Origin of the sequence: Novosphingobium sp. (assembly GCF_019748365.1) — a bacterium.
In the GTDB taxonomy this organism is placed as follows: Bacteria; Pseudomonadota; Alphaproteobacteria; order Sphingomonadales; family Sphingomonadaceae; genus Novosphingobium.
Window position 1 is genome coordinate 17,661 of sequence record NZ_JAIEPN010000100.1, and the last position, 16,734, is coordinate 34,394.

Consider the following 16,734-nt stretch of genomic DNA (forward strand, 5'->3'; position numbering starts at 1 on the left):
CGTTCGTGTCGAGCGAAGTCGAGACACCACACGCCGCGCATGGTGTCTCGACTTCGGGTCTTCGACCCGAAGTTTATCCCGAGCTTGTCGAGGGGCTCGACACGAACGGTTTTGACATGATGATGAGCATGCAGATGGACTTGGGCGCCATACTCTCCGCAGCCCAAAACTACCGCGAAGCAGCCCGCGCCGCGCTCGCCCGCCGCCTTGCCAATCGCCCGGTGGACGCGGAGCAGCGCGCCGCACACGGCTTCGCGTGGATTGCCACCAGCGTCGCCGCGCTGGAAGCGGTTGCCGAATGGGCCGAGGGCAGCACCAACCCGCTCGACGCCCACATAGCGCAGCTCGCTTTCGCCGAGACGCTGGGCCAGCTCACCGGCGCGCTCCTCATGGGCCCCGCCGAAATGCTGCGTCCGGCGGACCTCGGCCTCACCGCTGAAGCCCGCGCCCTTGCCGATGCCGCCGCGCCCATGCTCGATGCCGACCTTGCCGAAACCCGCGCCGTGCTCGCCGCCGCGCTGGCGCAAGGCCAGTGGCCGAGCGAGACGCTCCACGACGAAGCGCTCGATGAAATCCGTGCCCAGTTCCGTCGCTTCACCGATGCCGAAATCATCCCCCACGCGCACAAGTGGCACCTCGCCAATGCGCTGATCCCGGACGAGACTGTCCACGCCATGGCCGATCTCGGCACCTTCGGCGTGTGCATCCCGGAGGAATACGGCGGTCTCGGCCTCGGCAAGCTCGTCATGTGCCTCGTCAGCGAGGAATTGTCGCGCGGCTGGATCGGCGCGGGCTCCTTGGGCACTCGCTCCGAAATCGCGGGCGAACTGATTATGCTCGGTGGCACCGAGGCGCAGAAGGCGCACTGGCTCCCGCGTATCGCTGCGGGCGAAACGCTCCCCGTCGCCGTCTTCACCGAACCCGATGTCGGCTCCGATCTCGGCGCGCTCACCACCCGCGCCGCGCAGGATGAAACCGGCGACTGGCATATCCACGGCGCCAAGACGTGGATCACCCACGCCGCGCGTTCAGACGTGATGACCCTCCTCGTCCGCACCCAGCCCGATACGCCCGGTTACGCCGGCCTCTCCATGCTGCTCGTCCCCAAGCCGCGCGGCACCGAGGACAATCCTTTCCCGGCAGAAGGCATGACCGGAAGCGAGATCGAAGTCCTCGGCTACCGCGGCATGCGCGAATATACCTTGCAGTTTGACGGCATGCGCGCGCCTGCCGATGCGCTCCTCGGCGGCAAGCAGGGCGCGGGCTTCAAGCAGCTCATGCAGACCTTCGAAGGCGCCCGCATCCAGACGGCCGCGCGCGCTGTCGGCACCGCCCGCCGCGCGCTGGAGCTGGGGCTCGATTACGCGCTCCAGCGCAAGCAGTTCGGGCAGGCGCTGATCCACTTCCCCCGCGTCGCCGACAAGCTCGCCGTCATGCTCGCGGAATACGTGACGGCGCGCGAGCTTTCCTATGCTGCCGCGCGCGCCAAGGATGCGGGACACCGCTGCGATATCGAAGCCGGCATGGCCAAGCTCCATGCCGCCCGCGCCGCATGGACCGCTGCCGACGCCTCGCTCCAGATCCACGGCGGCAACGGCTATGCGCTCGAATACGAGATCAGCCGCGTGCTGTGCGATGCGCGCATTCTCTCGATCTTCGAAGGCGCCGCCGAAATCCAGGCGCAAGTCATCGCGCGCGGCCTGATGGCGGGGCGTGGTTGATGGCGGACTACACCGCATGGATCGGCCGCGAGGAAGTCCGCCGCGACGTCTTCACCCCCAGCCTTCTCACCCGCTGGTGCGCCGCGCTCGACCGCGCCGAACCCGATGACCAGACTGCACCCCAGGGCCTGCACTGGTGCCTCTGCACACCCGATGCACCCACTGCGATGCTGGGGCCGGACGGACACCCGAAGCGCGACGAGAGCCCCGCGAGCCTCCTCCCGCCGCTCCCGCTCGAACGCCGGATGTGGGCGGCTGGCTCCGCAGAGTTCCTCGCCCCCATGCCCTCCGGCGCCGCCATCGGACGCCGCACCCGCGTGCTTTCGATCACTGAAAAGCAGGGCGGCACCGGTCCCCTCGTCTTCGCCGAACTCGCGCACGAGACCTTTGCGGGCGAAACCCTCGCCATCCGCGAAACCCAGACGCTGGTCTACCGCGATGCTCCGCCCCCCGGCAGTCCGCCTGCCCCGCCGCCGCCCGGCGAAGGCCGCTTCGATCCCGGAGGATGGGATGTGGTCCGCGAAGTGTTCCCCACCCCTGCGCTCCTGTTCCGCTACTCCGCGCTCACCTTCAACACCCACCGCATCCATTACGACCACCCTTACGCAACCGGCGTGGAAGGCTATCGCGGCCTCGTCGTCCACGGCCCGCTGATCGCGACCTTGCTGCTCGATCTCGCCCGCCGCACGCTGGAATCGGAAGCCGCGCTGGCCAGGTTCAGCTTCCGCGCCGTCTCGCCCGCCGTGGCCGACGAACCCCTGCACCTTGCCCTTCGCCGCGAGGACGGTGGCCTGATCCTCGCTGCCCATTCCGCCGATGGCCGACAGGTTATGGCCGCCAAGGCCGCGCCGCTGGCATGATCCGCGTCGCGCTGCTCGGTGCCACCGGAACCATTGGCCGGGCGACCGCGCAGGCGCTGGTTGCGGCGGGGCACGAGGTCGTCGCCATTGTCCGCCGCGCGCCCGCCTCGCCCCTCCCCGGAGTCACTTTGCGCATCGCTGACCCGGCGGATCCTGTCAGCCTCATGCACGATGGTTTTGCGGGCGAGCATTTCGGCGCGGTCGTCTCCTGCATGGCCTCGCGCACCGGCGTCCCCCGCGAGGCATGGGCGATCGACCACAAGGCGCACAGCCACGCCCTCGCCTTGGCCGAACGCTGCGGCGCGCAGCATTTCGTACTGCTCTCCGCGATCTGCGTGCAGAAGCCGCTCCGCGCGTTCCAGCAGGCGAAGCTCGCCTTCGAGGCCGAACTCATCGCCTCGGGCCTGCGCTATTCGATTGTCCGCCCCACCGCCTTCTTCAAGTCGCTCTCCGGTCAGATCGAGCGCGTGCGCCAAGGCAAGCCCTTTCTCCTTTTCGGCGATGGCACACTCACTGCCTGCAAGCCGATCAGCAACCGCGATCTGGCGGCCTATATCGCCGGCTGCCTCACAGAGCCGGAGCGCTGGAACAAGGTCCTCCCCATCGGCGGCCCCGGCCCCGCGATCACCCCGCGCGCTCAGGGCGAGGCGCTCTTCGCGCTGACCGGCCTGCCGCCCAAGTACCGCTCGGTCCCGCCCGGTTTCATCGGCGGCATTGCCGGTGCACTCGGCCTTGCCGCCCGCCTTGTCCCCGCGTTGGCGACCAAAGCCGAACTGGCGCGCATCGGGCATTACTACGCGACGGAGTCCATGCTCGTGCTCGATCCCGCGACAGGCCGGTACAGCGCCGAACTGACGCCCGAAACCGGGAGCGACACGCTCTTCGATCACTACCGCGCCGTGCTCTCGGGCGAGGCTGCCCCGGATGATCGCGGCGAGCATGCGGTGTTCTGATGATCCGCAGAATTCTCAGCTGGACAGCCGCGCTCCTCCTCACCGCCATCGCAGCGCTGGCCCTGTGGCTCTACGCCCCCGAAAAGCCCCGCGCCGCGCTGGAAGCCGCCTACCCCGGCGAGTACCGCACCGTGCTCGGCCTGCGCCTGCGCTATCGCGATACCGGGCCGCGCAATGTCCCGGCACTCATTCTGCTCCACGGCTTCGGCTCCAGTCTCGATACATGGGAGCCATGGGCCAATGCGCTTTCGGCAAAGTACCGCGTCATCCGCCTTGATCTCCCCGGCTTCGGCCTGACCGGCGCCGATCCCACCGGTGATTATTCGGACGCGCGCACGCTCGCGGTGCTTGCTGGAATGATGGACCAGCTTGGCCTGCCCAAGGCGACGTTCATCGGCAATTCGCTTGGCGGCCGCTTCGCCTGGGAATTCGCGGCAGCCTATCCGCAGCGGATCGACAAGCTCGTGCTGATCTCGCCCGATGGTTTCGCCAGCCCCGGCTTCGAATATGGCAAGCCGCCCGAAGTCCCGTTCGTCATGAACCTCATGCCGTGGGTCGGCCCGCGCTCGCTGATCCGCGCCAATCTGGCCCCCGCCTGGGCGCATCCCGATGCGCTGCCCGATGCCGTGCTCGAACGCTACCGCGATATGCTACTCGCCCCCGGCGTCAGGCAAGCCATCTTGGATCGCACCCACCAGACAGTGCTCAGCGATCCCGCCCCGCGTCTGCGCCGCATCAACGCGCCAACGCTGCTCGTCTGGGGCGAACAGGACGGGATGATCCCCTTACAGAACGCGCAGGACTACCTCCGCCTCCTGCCGAACGCGCGGCTCGTGCGCCTGCCCGGCATGGGCCATGTGCCGTTCGAGGAAAGCCCGGCTGCCGCCCTGCCCCCTGTCGAACGCTTCCTCACCCAAACTGCAGGCTGAAACCAAATCCGCCGCCGCCGCGAATAGTGCGGCAGCGGGAGGGAGCTTGCATGACACGACCAGCAGCGCAGCCGGGGGGCTGACCCATGGACGGCATCGCGCTGATCAGCCCCGTGTTCTTCCTCGCGGCCTGCTGCGCAGCGGTGATGGGCTATGCCATCCAGCGCAGCGGCACCTGCATGGTCACCGCGATCGACGAGTTTCTCGATGGCCGCCGCACCGAACGCGCGCTCGCTCTCGTCGAGGCCGGGCTCTGGGTCTCGGGCTCGATTCTTGTCTGGCGCCAGCTCGGCGGACACACCGCGCTGCCGGTCGGCTACCCGCCCAGCGCAATGAGCGCGCTCGGGGGCGTGCTGCTCGGCCTTGGCGCGCTGCTGGCCGGGGCCTGCATGTTCGGTGCGATTGCACGCATCGGTTCCGGTGATTGGGCATTTGTGCTCACGCCACTCGGCTATTTCCTCGCTTGCGCCGTGTTCTCGCCCCGCTTCGGTCAACGCCCGCCGATGGTGGGGGGCGCGCCGCTGCTCGATGCGGGCTGGCTGATCGTGCCGCTCACCGTGTTTGCCATCTGGCGCGCCCTCGGCGCATGGCGCGCGGCGCAGCGCGGCGAGCTTGCCGCCCACGTCTGGCATCCGCATCAGGCGACAACCGTCATCGGCATCGCGTTCAGCCTCCTCCTCATTCTGGTCGGACCCTGGGCCTACACCTCCGCGCTGCTGGCGCTGGCCGAGGGCCATCACTCCGGCCTCGTCATCAAGCTCGCGCTGTTTGTGGTTTTGCTGGCGGGCGCCATTGTCGGCGGCTGGAACGCAGGGTCGCTGCGCATGCGGTTGCCGCCCGCCAACGCTGCGCTGCGCTGCCTTGGCGGAGGCGCGCTGATGGGCTGTGGCAGCCTGCTCGTTCCCGGCGGCAACGACGAGCTCGTGCTGCTAGGCCTGCCGTTGCTGCAACCTTATGCTGCACTTGCCGCAGCAGCGATGGCGCTGTCGATTGTGCTGGGCCGCCTCGGCGTTCGTTCCTGACCACACACACCGCGCTTGCGCAAAAACTGCAAGCATAGATGCGCAAAACGCCGCGGACCGGCTTGACGAAGTGAACGTTCCCAGATAGGTGAACGTTCACAACCAACACGGCACACGCTTACTCAACCGGACAAAACGCCGGATTTCAGGGGGAAGAATCGCAATGAAAGCATCGCGCAAGCCTGCCTATGCCCACCTCATGTTGGGGGCTTCGGCAGCCGCACTCGCTCTCACCGCACAACAGGCCGTAGCGCAGGAAGCCGCGCCGCAGGCCGCTGCACCGGAAGCTGCCGCTGACGGCGCGCCTGCCGCGATCGTCGTCACCGGCATCCGCGCCTCGCTCAAGAGCTCGCTCAACATCAAGAAGACCGGCATCGGCGTGATCGATGCGATTTCGGCGGAAGATATCGGCAAGTTCCCCGATACCAACCTTGCTGAATCGCTGCAGCGCATCACCGGCGTGTCGATCGACCGCTCCAACGGTGAAGGCCAGTTCGTCACCGTCCGCGGCTTTGGCCCCGATTACAACCTCGTGCTGCTCAACGGCCGCCAGATGCCCGCCTCCAGCCTCGGCGGCTCGAGCGGTGCGCCAGCCTCGCGCAGCTTCGACTTCGCCAACCTTGCCTCCGAAGGCATCGCCGGCGTCGAAGTCTACAAGTCGGGCCGCGCCAGCCTCGCCACCGGCGGTATCGGTTCGGTGATCAACATCAAGACCCCGCGTCCGCTGGACCGTCCGGGCCTCCACGGCAGCATCGGCGCCAAGGCGCTCTATGATACCTCGGTGTTCGAAGGTGCTGCGGTGAAGCCGGAGTTCTCGGGCGTCATCAGCGATACCTTCGCCGACAACCGCATCGGCATCTCGATCAGCGGCTCCTATCAGGATCGCCGCGCGAGCCAGGCGCAGTTCAACGCCGGCTGGCGCGAAGGCTATCTCGGCAATGAGAACAACTGGGGCTCGCTCCCGGTCGACGCCAACGACTGGCGCGGCAACTTCGCGCGGACCGAAAACCGCCCGGGTCCGAACACCGTCTATCAGGTGACGCAGAACGCCGGCTACGATTTCACCACGTTCCGCCGCGAGCGCATCAACGGCCAGGCCGTCGTGCAGTTCAAGCCGACCGACACGCTCGTCGCCACGGTGGACTACACCTTCTCGCAGAACACCATCGATGCGCGCACCAACAGCATCGGCGTGTGGTTCAACCACAACCAGACCAGCAGCAGCTGGACCGATGGCCCGGCTGCCGGCCCCAACTTCTACGCGGAAACCTTCGGCCCCGGCGAAGGCAAGGACCTTGCCATCACTGGCGCGGTCGCGGCCAACCGCTCGCGCAACAAGTCGATCGGCGGCAACCTCAAGTGGGATGGCCCCGGCGGCCTGCGCCTCGAACTCGACGGCCACCACTCGACTGCCGAGAGCAAGCCGACCGCGCCTTACGGCACCGGCATCGCTGTTGGCAGCGCGATCTATGGCGTGAGGAGCCAGAAGGTCGATTTCACGTCGCCGATGCCGGTCATCTCGGTCGAGATGTATCCGGGCTCGGAAATCACCGCCGCCAATATCCGCCCGGCAGGCAATGCCTTCCGCACCGCCTACATGCGGGACGAGATCAACGAAGTCAGCTTCCGCGGCGGCTATGATTTCGACGCCTCGTTCATCGACAGCCTCGACTTCGGCGTGACCTACACCGAAAACAAGGTGCGCTCGGCCTTCGGCGTCATCCAGAACGACACCTGGGGTGGCACGCTGTCTGCCGCCGACACGCCGGACGATCTCTACACGATCCGCGATCTGCCCAAGGATCTCTCGGGCATGAACGTGACCGGCACCGGGATCATCCCGAGCTACTTCGACATCAACACGCCGGGCCTGATCACCCTGCTCAACGACCGCATCGGCATCTGCGCCAGCGCCACCACGCCCGGCACCTGCCTTGCCAGGTTCGACCGCGATCGCTCGATCCGCGAACGCACGGTCGCGCCCTACATCCAGTCCACGCACACCTTCGATCTGGGTGAGAACCCGGCGCACCTGCGCCTCGGCCTGCGCTACGAAAAGACCAAGGTGAATTCCTCGGCCCTCGTGCCGGTGCCGACCGGCACCGTCTGGACCGGCGGCAACGAAACGGGCATCGTCTACGGCGCGGAAAGCTCGTTCGTCACCCGCACCGGCGAATACTCGAACTGGCTGCCGGCCGTCGATTTCGACATGTCGCCGTTCAAGAACTTCAAGTTCCGCGTGTCGTACAGCCACACTATCACCCGACCGGACTATAACAGCCTGCAGGGCGGCACGACGCTGGACTCGCCGATCCGCATCGGCGGCAGCACCGGCGCGAGCGGCAACCCGAACCTGCTGCCCTACAAGTCGAAGGGCGTCGATATCTCGGGTGAGTGGTACTACGGGCCGACGAGCTACATCTCGGTGGGCTTCTTCCACAAGGTCGTGAAGAACTACATCAACAACACGCAGGTCAATCAGCCGGCATTCGGACTGACCAACGCAGCGGCCGGTGATCGTGCTCGGGAAGCGCGCGCCGCTCTCGGTTCGGATGCTTCCGCACAGGCAATCCTGAACTTCATCGGCAACAAGTATCCGCAGACGGTTGCCGGCCGCGATGGCAATGGCAACGTGACCGGGGTGAGGTCACAGGCGGACGATCCGCTGGTCAACTTCATCATCACGCAGCCGACCAACAGCGACCAGCGGGCGCGCATCTGGGGTTGGGAGTTCGCGATCCAGCACAGCTTCTGGGAAACCGGCTTCGGTACGATCCTGAACTACACGGTCGTCAAGAGCGATACGAGTTTCAACAACGCCCTGCGCTACACTGTGCCGCAGTTCGCCGTTACCGGCATCAGCGACAGCGCAAACGCGGTGCTCTACTACGACAAGAAGGGCATCCAGGCGCGTATTGCCTACAACTGGCGCGCCGGGTTCCTCGGTGGCTACGGGTTCGATCCCTTCTACACCAACCCCTACGGACAGTGGGACATGAGCGCGAGCTACGAGATCAAGAAGGGCGTCACGGTCTTCGTTGAAGGGATCAACATCACCAACGCCGACCGCAAGGGCCACCAGCGCAACGACCAGACCGTGTTCTTCGCGGCACCCGGTTATGCGCGCTGGGCGGGGGGCGCCCGCTTCACCTTCTGACCGGTTCACGCCGCGAGAAAGGTCCTGCAATTGCAAGAGCCGCACTGCCCAAAAGCGGTGCGGCTCTTCGCTTTGGCAACACGCTCTGAACTGCGCTAAGGTCGCCTCACCATGAGCAGCCCGGTCCAGCATATCGTCATCGTCGGCGGCGGCACCGCCGGATGGCTGTCGGCCTGCGTGCTTGCGGCGCGGCTGCGGGACAAGCGCATCACCCTCGTCGAGGCGCCCGACATCCCGACCATCGGCGTAGGCGAAGGCACCTGGCCGACGATGCGCGAGACTTTGGCAACGATCGGAATTGCCGAGGCCGAGTTCCTCACCCAGTGCGACGCCGCCTTCAAGCAGGGCTCCCGCTTCGATGGCTGGCGCGATGGTTCGCCTGACGACAGTTACCTCCACCCCTTCAGCGCGCCGCCTGCGGCCGAGCTGCGCGATCTTGCGGCGGCATGGCAGGCCGGCGGCCAGCAAGGCCCGTTTGCGGCGGCGATCACTCCGCAGCACGGCGTCTGCGCGGCAAACCTCGCGCCGCGCCAACGCGCCATGCCGGACTATGCCGGCGCGCTGAACTATGGCTATCACCTCGATGCCGGGAAATTCGCCGCGCTGCTGATGCGGCATGCCACCCAACGCCTTGGCGTTACACGGATTGCTGCACAGGTCATCGGCGTTACCCGCGCAGCAAACGGCGATATTGCTGCGCTCATGCTGCAGAATGGTGCGGCGCTTGGCGGCGACCTGTTCCTCGATTGCTCCGGGCAGGCAGCGATCCTGATCGCGGGCGAATGCGGCGCCGAATGGGTCGACCGTTCGGACGTCTCGTTCAACGACAGCGCGCTCGCCGTGCAAGTCCCGGTCGAGCCCGGCAGCCCCATCGCCGCGCAGACCATCGGCACCGCGCATGAAGCGGGCTGGCTCTGGGATATCGGCCTGCCCACCCGGCGCGGCATCGGCTGCGTCTATGCCTCACGTTTCCTCTCGGATGACCGCGCGGCGGACATCCTCATGGCTTATGTCGCTGCCAAGGTTCCCGGCGCCGATCCCGCCAGCCTCACCCCGCGCAAGCTCGCTTTCCGCACCGGTCACCGCGACCGCTTCTGGATCGGCAATTGCCTCGCCATCGGCCTCTCCGCCGGGTTCATTGAGCCGCTCGAAGCCTCCGCCATTGTCCTGATCGAGCTCTCGCTGAAGGCGCTGGCCGAGAATTTCCCGCAAAGCCGCGCCGTGATGGATATCCACGCCGGACGCTTCAACGAGCTGTTCCGCTACCGCTGGGACCGCGTGGTCGAATTCCTCAAGCTCCACTATGTGCCGAGCCAGCGCAGCGAGCCCTACTGGCAAGCCCAACGCGCGCCCGAGACGATCCCGCCGCGGCTCGCCGAATGCCTCGCACTCTGGTGCGAACAGGCGCCCTCGGCCTGGGACTTCCCCCGCATCGACGAGATGTTCCCCGCCGCCAGCCAGCAATATGTGCTGCACGGCATGGGGGTTCCCGTCCCGCTGGCAGGCGCTGCGCCTGCCGCCCCTGCCCGCCTCGCCGATATCGCCGCCAAGGCCCGTGCGCTTGCCGCCGCGCTGCCCACAACCCGCGATTACCTCGATCGTCTTGCCGCGCAGAGCCCGGCTGCCAGGATACCAGCATGAGCCAGCACCAGATCCTCAATGCCGCTGATCACGGCCAGCTTCGCATCCACACCGAAGCGGGCGCCGCATTCGGTGACAATGTCATGGCCAGCCTCGCCATGCCCGCCGAATTCCGCGAAGTTCAGGCGCATTACCCCATCGTCTTCCGCCGCGATGCCGAAACCGGAAAGCTTGCCGCGCTTGCGCTGTTCGGCTTCGAGGCGGGGGAGAACCTGTTTCTGAACGGCAGCACATGGGAGGCCCGCTACCGCCCGATGGCCCACGCGGTGCAGCCCTTCCTGATCGGCCGCCCGGCGGAAGAAGGTGCCGCCCCGCAAGTCCACATCGACATGGCAAACCCGCGCGTCGCAACGGGCGGCGAAGGCATGCGCGTGTTCGACGATACCGGCACTCCGACGCCTTACCTCGAGAGCATCGCCAGCATGCTAGGCGATCTCGACTACGCCTGGCAAGAAGGCGCAGCCTTCTTCACCGCGGTCGAAGCCTACGGCCTTGTCGAGCCGTTCACGCTCGAAGTGACGCTGGATGATGGCTCGATCCAGTCGCTCGTCGGCTACCTCACCATCCATGAGGAACGTCTTTCCAGCCTCGATGGGGAAGCGCTTGCGGCGCTGATGGCGGAAGGCCACCTCGCCCGCATCTACATGGTACTCGCCAGCCTCGCGCAGTTCGGCAATCTTGTCTCGCGCAAGAACAGGAAGGTCGCGCTTGGCTGAGGCGGATGCCTCGATCTTCGCCGCGATGCCTGCGGTGGAAGAGCGCGCGGCGGGGGATGCCGCAGCGCTCGATGCCTTGCTGCAGGGCGCACGCACGCCCTTCGTGATCCGCGGTCTCGTCCGCCAGTGGCCGCTGGTGCAGGCCGGGCTCGTCTCGGCCCGCGCGGCCCGCGCCTATCTCCTTGAGCGCGCCCGCCCCGTCCCCTTCTCGGTCTCGCTGGGTGAGCCCGGCAAGGATGGCCGCCTGTTCTACGGGGCGGACATGGAAATGAACTTCCGCGAAGCGCGCGGCAAGCTGGCCGACATCTTCGGCGGGATGGACGCCAACGAAGGCCGTGCCGATGCGCCCGCGATCTACCTCGGCTCGATCGACGTCCCCACCCACTTCACCACCGTCGCCGCCGAAAATGCCATCGACTTGGGTCGCCGCGAACCCGTGATCAGCCTGTGGATCGGGACGCCGACCCGCATCGCCGCGCACAACGATTTTCCCGACAACCTCGCCTGCTGCGCCGCCGGCCGCCGCCGCTTCACGCTGTTTCCGCCCGAGCAGTTCGCCAACCTCCACCTCGGCCCCATCGACAACACGCCGGCAGGCCGCGCTGTCTCCATGGTCGATTTCCACGCGCCGGACCTCGACCGCCACCCCCGCTTCGCCGAGGCGCTTGGCGCTGCGCAGGTCGCGGTGCTTGAACCGGGCGACGCGCTCTTCATCCCCTCGATGTGGTGGCACCATGTCGAAGGGCTCGCCCCCTTCAACATCCTCATGAACTACTGGTGGCGCGATACGCCGCGCTGGCTCGGTCAGCCGCAGGATGCGCTCAACCACGCGATCCTTGCGATCCGCGACTTGCCCGCCGAGGACAAGGCGATCTGGCGCGCGCTGTTCGATTACTACGTCTTCGACAACGGCCCCGAGGTCACCGACCATATCCCTGAAGGCGGGCGCGGCATTCTGGGTCCGCTCGATCCGGCTGCCGCCGGCCGCCTCCGCGCGTTTCTCCTAAGGACACTCAGCAAATGACCCAAGCACAGCCCAAGCGCCGTATCGTCGTCGCCGGTGGCGGCACCGCCGGCTGGATGGCCGCCGCCGCGCTCGCGCGCACGTTGGGCGATGCGATCGAACTCACGCTCGTCGAATCCGAGGCGATCGGCACCATCGGCGTGGGCGAGAGCACGATCCCCCCGCTGGTCGCCTACAACCGCCTGCTTGGCATCGGCGAGGCGGATTTCATGCGCGCCACGCAGGCCACCTTCAAGCTCGGCATCAATTTCGAGAACTGGCGCGTGCCGGGCGAAAGCTACTTCCACTCTTTCGGCGTGACCGGGCGCGATCACTGGAGTGCGGGCTTCCAGCATTTCTGGATGCACGGCCTGACGAAGGGCCATGCGGCGAGCTACGACGACTATTGCATCGAGCTGCAGGCCGCGATGAAGTCCAAGTTCGCGCACCTGCCGGACAACCGCATCAACTACGCCTATCAGCTCGATTCCGGCCTCTATGCCGTGTTCCTGCGCAAGCTGGCCGAAGCGGATGGCTGCCGCCGCGTCGAGGGCAAGATCGCCGAAGTCGAGCTCCATCCCGAAACGGGGGACATCACCGCGCTGCGCCTCGAATCCGGGCAGCGCCTTGGAGGCGATCTCTTCCTCGATTGCACGGGCTTTCGCGCGCTGCTCATGGAGGGCGCGCTCCATGTGGGCTACGATGACTGGACCCACTGGCTGCCCTGCGATTCCGCCATCGCGGTGCAGACCGCCAGCGTCCGCCCGCCCGTCCCCTATACCCGCGCCATCGCGCATGATGCCGGCTGGCAGTGGCGCATTCCGCTGCAGCACCGGCAGGGCAATGGCATCGTCTATTGCAGCCGCTATCTGGACAAGGACGCAGCGCTGGAACGTCTGCTGTCCACCGTCGAGGGCGAAGTCCTCACCAAGCCAAACGTGATCAGCTTCAAGACCGGCGCGCGCCGCAAGCAGTGGCACCGCAATTGCGTGGCGGTCGGCCTTTCCGGCGGCTTCATGGAACCGCTGGAATCGACCAGCATCCACCTCATCCAGCGCGCGATCCTGCGCATCGTCCGCATGCTGCCCGCCGGTGCCATCAGCGCGCGCGACATCGCGGAATTCAACGATCAGCAAATGACCGACATGGAGCAGATCCGCGATTTCCTGATCCTCCACTACAAGGCCACCGACCGGCGCGACAGCCCATTCTGGCGCCAGTGCGCCGCGATGGAGATTCCGGACAGCCTCACCCACAAGATCGAGCTGTTCCGCGAAACCGGCCGCGTCTTCCGCAAGAACGAGGAGCTTTTCGTCGAGAACAGCTGGGTGCAGGTCATGATGGGCCAGGGCATCATGCCGCAGAGCTACCACCCGGTCGCGACCAAGCTTTCGGATGCGGAACTGGCGCATCTTCTCACCGGCCTGCGCGAAAGCGTTGCCAAGACGGTTGCCGGCCTCCCCGATCACCACGCCTATGTTGCGCAATATTGCGGCGCCCAGGAAGCGCGCGCGGCATGATCAGGCGCCTGCTCGCGCTGGCCGCGATGGCGGTGCCATTGCCGGCTTTCGCTGCGCCCGCGGGCGACGACTGGCAGCTTGTCTGGTCCGACGAGTTCACCGGTCCCGCGATCGACAGCGCGAAGTGGAGCTTCGACGTCGATTGCTGGGGTGGCGGCAACAACGAGCGCCAGTGCTACACCGATCACCAGGACAACGCCCGCATCGTGGACGGCGCGCTGGTGATCACCGCGCTGCGGGAGACCGTCACCGGCCCCGCCCTCCCCGCCAGCCAGCGCGCCAATCCGGCAAAGCCCGGCGAACTGGTCAAACGCGACTACACCTCCGCCCGCCTCAGCACGCGCGGCAAGGCATCCTGGCGCTTTGGCCGCATCGAAGTGCGCGCCAAGCTGCCGCAGGGCCAGGGCACATGGCCCGCGATCTGGATGCTGCCGGAAGCCAATTCGTATGGCCCATGGGCAGCCTCGGGCGAGATCGACATTCTCGAAGCGGTCAACCTCGGCGTGCCCTGCAAGGATTGCCCCACCGGCAAGGAGGACACGATCCTCGGCACGCTCCACTTCGGCAAGCCCTGGCCCGGCAACACCCACAAGGGTGACGAAGTCCACAAGCCCGCCGTGCTCGAAGGCTTCCACACATACGCCATCGCGTGGGAGCCGGATCGCATCGTCTGGCAGTTCGACGGCGAGACTTATGCCGTCCGCCAGCGCAGCGAATGGTTCACGTCCGGGTCCACCACGCCCGGCGCGCCGTTCGACCAGCCCTTCCACCTCATCCTCAACCTCGCGTTCGGTGGCGGTCTTGCGGAATCCCGCGGGCTCAAGGGCGTGTCGGACAGCAATTTTCCCAAGCGCTTCTTGATCGATTGGGTCCGCGTCTGGCAGAAGTCCCCCACATCCGTCGGCACCGCGCCGGCAGGGCAAGCAGGGGGCCAATAACGCATGGCGAGGCGTCGTCAGGCGGTCACGATCAGGCACGTTGCGGCAGATGTCGGGGTTTCGCTCCAGACGGTCAGCCGCGTGATCAACAACGAGCCCAACGTCCGCCCCGAACTCAAGGAGCGTGTGCTCGAGGCGATCAAGCGCCTCGGCTATGTGCCGTCCATCGCGGCCCAGCGCATGAGCGGATCGCGTTCCTACCTGATCCTCGCACTCAACGACCGCGACCGCACGATTGCCGACTGGCGCGCGCGGCAGGGCACCGACTGGGTCGACCAGATGCTGCTGGGCGGCATGCTCAAGTGCGCCGAGCACGGCTACCGCATGATCGTCGAACTGGTCGATACCCATTCCGACCATGTGGAGCGCGAGCTTCTCGCCGCCGTTGCCGCGCTTCAGCCCGATGGCATCATCCTCACCCCGCCGCATTCGGATAACCCGCTGATCGTGCGCTGCCTTGCCGATCAGCAGATCCCCTTCGCGCGGATCGGCTCCAAGGCGGGCGATGCCGGCATGCCGATCCTGATGGACGATGAAGGCGCCGCCGCCACCGCCACGCGCTATCTGGTCGATCACGGCCACCGCCGCATCGGCTTCATTGCAGGCGCGGCCGAGTACAACCTCAGCGGCTGGCGCGTCGATGGCTGGAAGGCCGCCATGACCGAAGCCGGGCTTCCCACCAATGGCCTGCTGCAGGCCGGCGACTTCACCTATGCCTCGGGCGAGACCGCCGCGCGCGCCTTGCTCGCTTTGCCCGAGCCGCCCACCGCCATCATCGCCAGCAGCGATCAGATGACGCTCGCCACGCTGGAAGTCGCGCGGCAAGCCGGGCTCGTCGTTCCGCGCGATCTCTCGCTCATCAGCTTCGACAACACGCCGATGATGCAGTTCACCCAGCCCCCGCTCACCGCGATCGACCAGCCCATCGCGGCGACCGCTTCCAAGGCTGTCGAGCTCATCATTGCCGCGCAGAAGGGCGATATGCTGCCCGATACTCTCACTGTCATCCCGGCAAGCCTCGTCGAGCGCGGTTCGGTCGCCAATGCCAGGCAAACCGTGAGTGCCTGACACGCCCGGCGAGGCCCAGGCGCGCCAGCCCCTCTGGTTTCTCGTGCTCTATGCGCTGGCCTGGGCCGGCGGTTCGATCGCCTATGTGCCCTTCCTCACCATCCTGCTGCCGGTGCGAATCTCCGCGCTGGTGCCGGGCGAACAGGCGATCATGTGGCTCTCCGCCATCGCTTTCTGCGGCGCCATTTCGGCAAGTCTCGGCCATATCCTGTTCGGCTGGCTGAGCGACGTAACCGGCATGCGCCGCCCTTGGGCCGCGCTGGGCCTGGCGTTCTCGTGCCTGCTGCTCCTCGTCGTGCCATGGGCGCACAGCCTGCGCGACATCGTGGTGATTGTGGTGCTCTGGCAGCTTGGCCTTAACATGATGCTTGCCCCGCTGGCGGCCTGGGGCGCGGATTGCGTGCCCGATGGCCAGAAGGGCCTGCTCGGCGGCCTGCTCGCCTTCGCGCCGGGCCTGGGCGCGCTGACCGGCGCCCTTGTCACGATCCCCGGCCTCGCCTCGGCGGACGGTCGCCTCGCCCTTGTCGCGCTGCTCGTGGGGGCAGCCGTGCTGCCTGCGCTCCTCCTCGGCAGCCGCGCGGTCGTCAGGGCTGCGCCCTCCAAGGCCCCACCCGCAACCGACCAGCAGCACACCCGCAAGAGCGCTGCTTTGCGCATGTGGGCGGCGCGCCTCCTCGTGCAAGTCGCCGAAGCCGCGCTGTTCTCGTTCCTCTATCTCTGGCTGCGCTCGATCGATCCGAGCGTGCAGGATCACCTCGCCGCGCGCGTGTTCAGCATGGTCCTCGTGCTGTCCGCCCCCGCAGCGCTGCTCGCGGGGCGGTGGGCCGATCAGCGCGAGCATCCGTTCCTGCCGCTGGTCGTCTGCACCCTGATTGCGCCGATCGGCCTTGTCGGCATGGCGCTGGCGCAGAGCGTCGCCATCGGCATCGCAAGCTACGCCGTGTTCGGATTCTCCACCTCGATCTTCCTCGCGCTCCATTCCGCGCAGACCTTGCGCACTTTGCCCGACAGCAACCGGCGCGGTCGCGATCTCGGCCTGTTCAATCTCACCAATACCATGCCCTCGCTGGTCATGCCCTGGTTCACCTTGGCGCTCGTGCCGTGGTTCGGTTTTTCCGGCCTTTTTCTGCTATTTGCCGCACTTGCCGTGCTGGCCGCGCTGCTGCTGCGCGGCCTTTCATCCGGAACGGTTCGCGAAATCTGACA

The 16,734-nt window shown here is 66.9% G+C and carries 13 protein-coding genes; all 13 read left to right on the forward strand.

The window, feature by feature from the left end; all coding sequences use genetic code 11:
- Positions 1 to 128: 128 nt before the first annotated feature.
- Positions 129 to 1,721, forward strand: a complete 1,593-nt coding sequence (locus K5Q19_RS12685) for an acyl-CoA dehydrogenase family protein (protein WP_292945762.1) — start codon at positions 129 to 131, stop codon at positions 1,719 to 1,721.
- Positions 1,721 to 2,581: a hypothetical protein gene (locus tag K5Q19_RS12690; RefSeq protein WP_292945722.1), complete on the forward strand. Its 861-nt coding sequence runs from the start codon at positions 1,721 to 1,723 to the stop codon at positions 2,579 to 2,581. The genes K5Q19_RS12685 and K5Q19_RS12690 overlap by 1 nt, the downstream gene beginning before the upstream one ends.
- Positions 2,578 to 3,534 carry an NAD(P)H-binding protein gene (locus K5Q19_RS12695; protein ID WP_292945724.1) on the forward strand — a complete coding sequence of 319 codons (957 nt, stop codon included), beginning with the start codon at positions 2,578 to 2,580 and terminating at the stop codon, positions 3,532 to 3,534. Before K5Q19_RS12690 ends, K5Q19_RS12695 begins: the two co-directional genes overlap by 4 nt.
- Positions 3,534 to 4,463 (forward strand): alpha/beta hydrolase, encoded by a 930-nt coding sequence (locus K5Q19_RS12700; RefSeq protein WP_292945726.1) that lies wholly within the window; start codon positions 3,534 to 3,536, stop codon positions 4,461 to 4,463. The genes K5Q19_RS12695 and K5Q19_RS12700 overlap by 1 nt, the downstream gene beginning before the upstream one ends.
- An 86-nt stretch (positions 4,464 to 4,549) precedes the next feature.
- Positions 4,550 to 5,485 carry a YeeE/YedE thiosulfate transporter family protein gene (locus K5Q19_RS12705; RefSeq protein ID WP_292945728.1) on the forward strand — a complete coding sequence of 312 codons (936 nt, stop codon included), beginning with the start codon at positions 4,550 to 4,552 and terminating at the stop codon, positions 5,483 to 5,485.
- A 163-nt stretch (positions 5,486 to 5,648) separates the two neighbouring features.
- A complete protein-coding gene (locus K5Q19_RS12710) occupies positions 5,649 to 8,642 on the forward strand; it encodes a TonB-dependent receptor (protein ID WP_292945730.1) in 2,994 nt (997 codons plus the stop codon).
- Between the two features lie 111 nt (positions 8,643 to 8,753).
- Positions 8,754 to 10,283, forward strand: a complete 1,530-nt coding sequence (locus K5Q19_RS12715) for a tryptophan halogenase family protein (protein ID WP_292945732.1) — start codon at positions 8,754 to 8,756, stop codon at positions 10,281 to 10,283.
- The gene (locus K5Q19_RS12720; protein ID WP_292945734.1) at positions 10,280 to 10,999 is read left to right on the forward strand and encodes a SapC family protein; all 720 of its coding nucleotides are present in this window, start codon (positions 10,280 to 10,282) and stop codon (positions 10,997 to 10,999) included. Before K5Q19_RS12715 ends, K5Q19_RS12720 begins: the two co-directional genes overlap by 4 nt.
- Positions 10,992 to 12,023, forward strand: a complete 1,032-nt coding sequence (locus tag K5Q19_RS12725; protein ID WP_292945736.1) for a cupin-like domain-containing protein — start codon at positions 10,992 to 10,994, stop codon at positions 12,021 to 12,023. The genes K5Q19_RS12720 and K5Q19_RS12725 overlap by 8 nt, the downstream gene beginning before the upstream one ends.
- Entirely contained in the window at positions 12,020 to 13,522 is a 1,503-nt protein-coding gene (locus K5Q19_RS12730; RefSeq protein WP_292945738.1) for a tryptophan halogenase family protein, read from the forward strand. Before K5Q19_RS12725 ends, K5Q19_RS12730 begins: the two co-directional genes overlap by 4 nt.
- Positions 13,519 to 14,460: a glycoside hydrolase family 16 protein gene (locus K5Q19_RS12735; protein ID WP_292945740.1), complete on the forward strand. Its 942-nt coding sequence runs from the start codon at positions 13,519 to 13,521 to the stop codon at positions 14,458 to 14,460. The genes K5Q19_RS12730 and K5Q19_RS12735 overlap by 4 nt, the downstream gene beginning before the upstream one ends.
- Positions 14,461 to 14,463: 3 nt before the next feature.
- Positions 14,464 to 15,528 (forward strand): LacI family DNA-binding transcriptional regulator, encoded by a 1,065-nt coding sequence (locus tag K5Q19_RS12740; RefSeq protein ID WP_292945742.1) that lies wholly within the window; start codon positions 14,464 to 14,466, stop codon positions 15,526 to 15,528.
- Positions 15,521 to 16,732, forward strand: coding sequence for an MFS transporter (locus K5Q19_RS12745; RefSeq protein ID WP_292945744.1), 1,212 nt, complete (start codon positions 15,521 to 15,523; stop codon positions 16,730 to 16,732). The genes K5Q19_RS12740 and K5Q19_RS12745 overlap by 8 nt, the downstream gene beginning before the upstream one ends.
- Positions 16,733 to 16,734 lie beyond the last annotated feature (2 nt).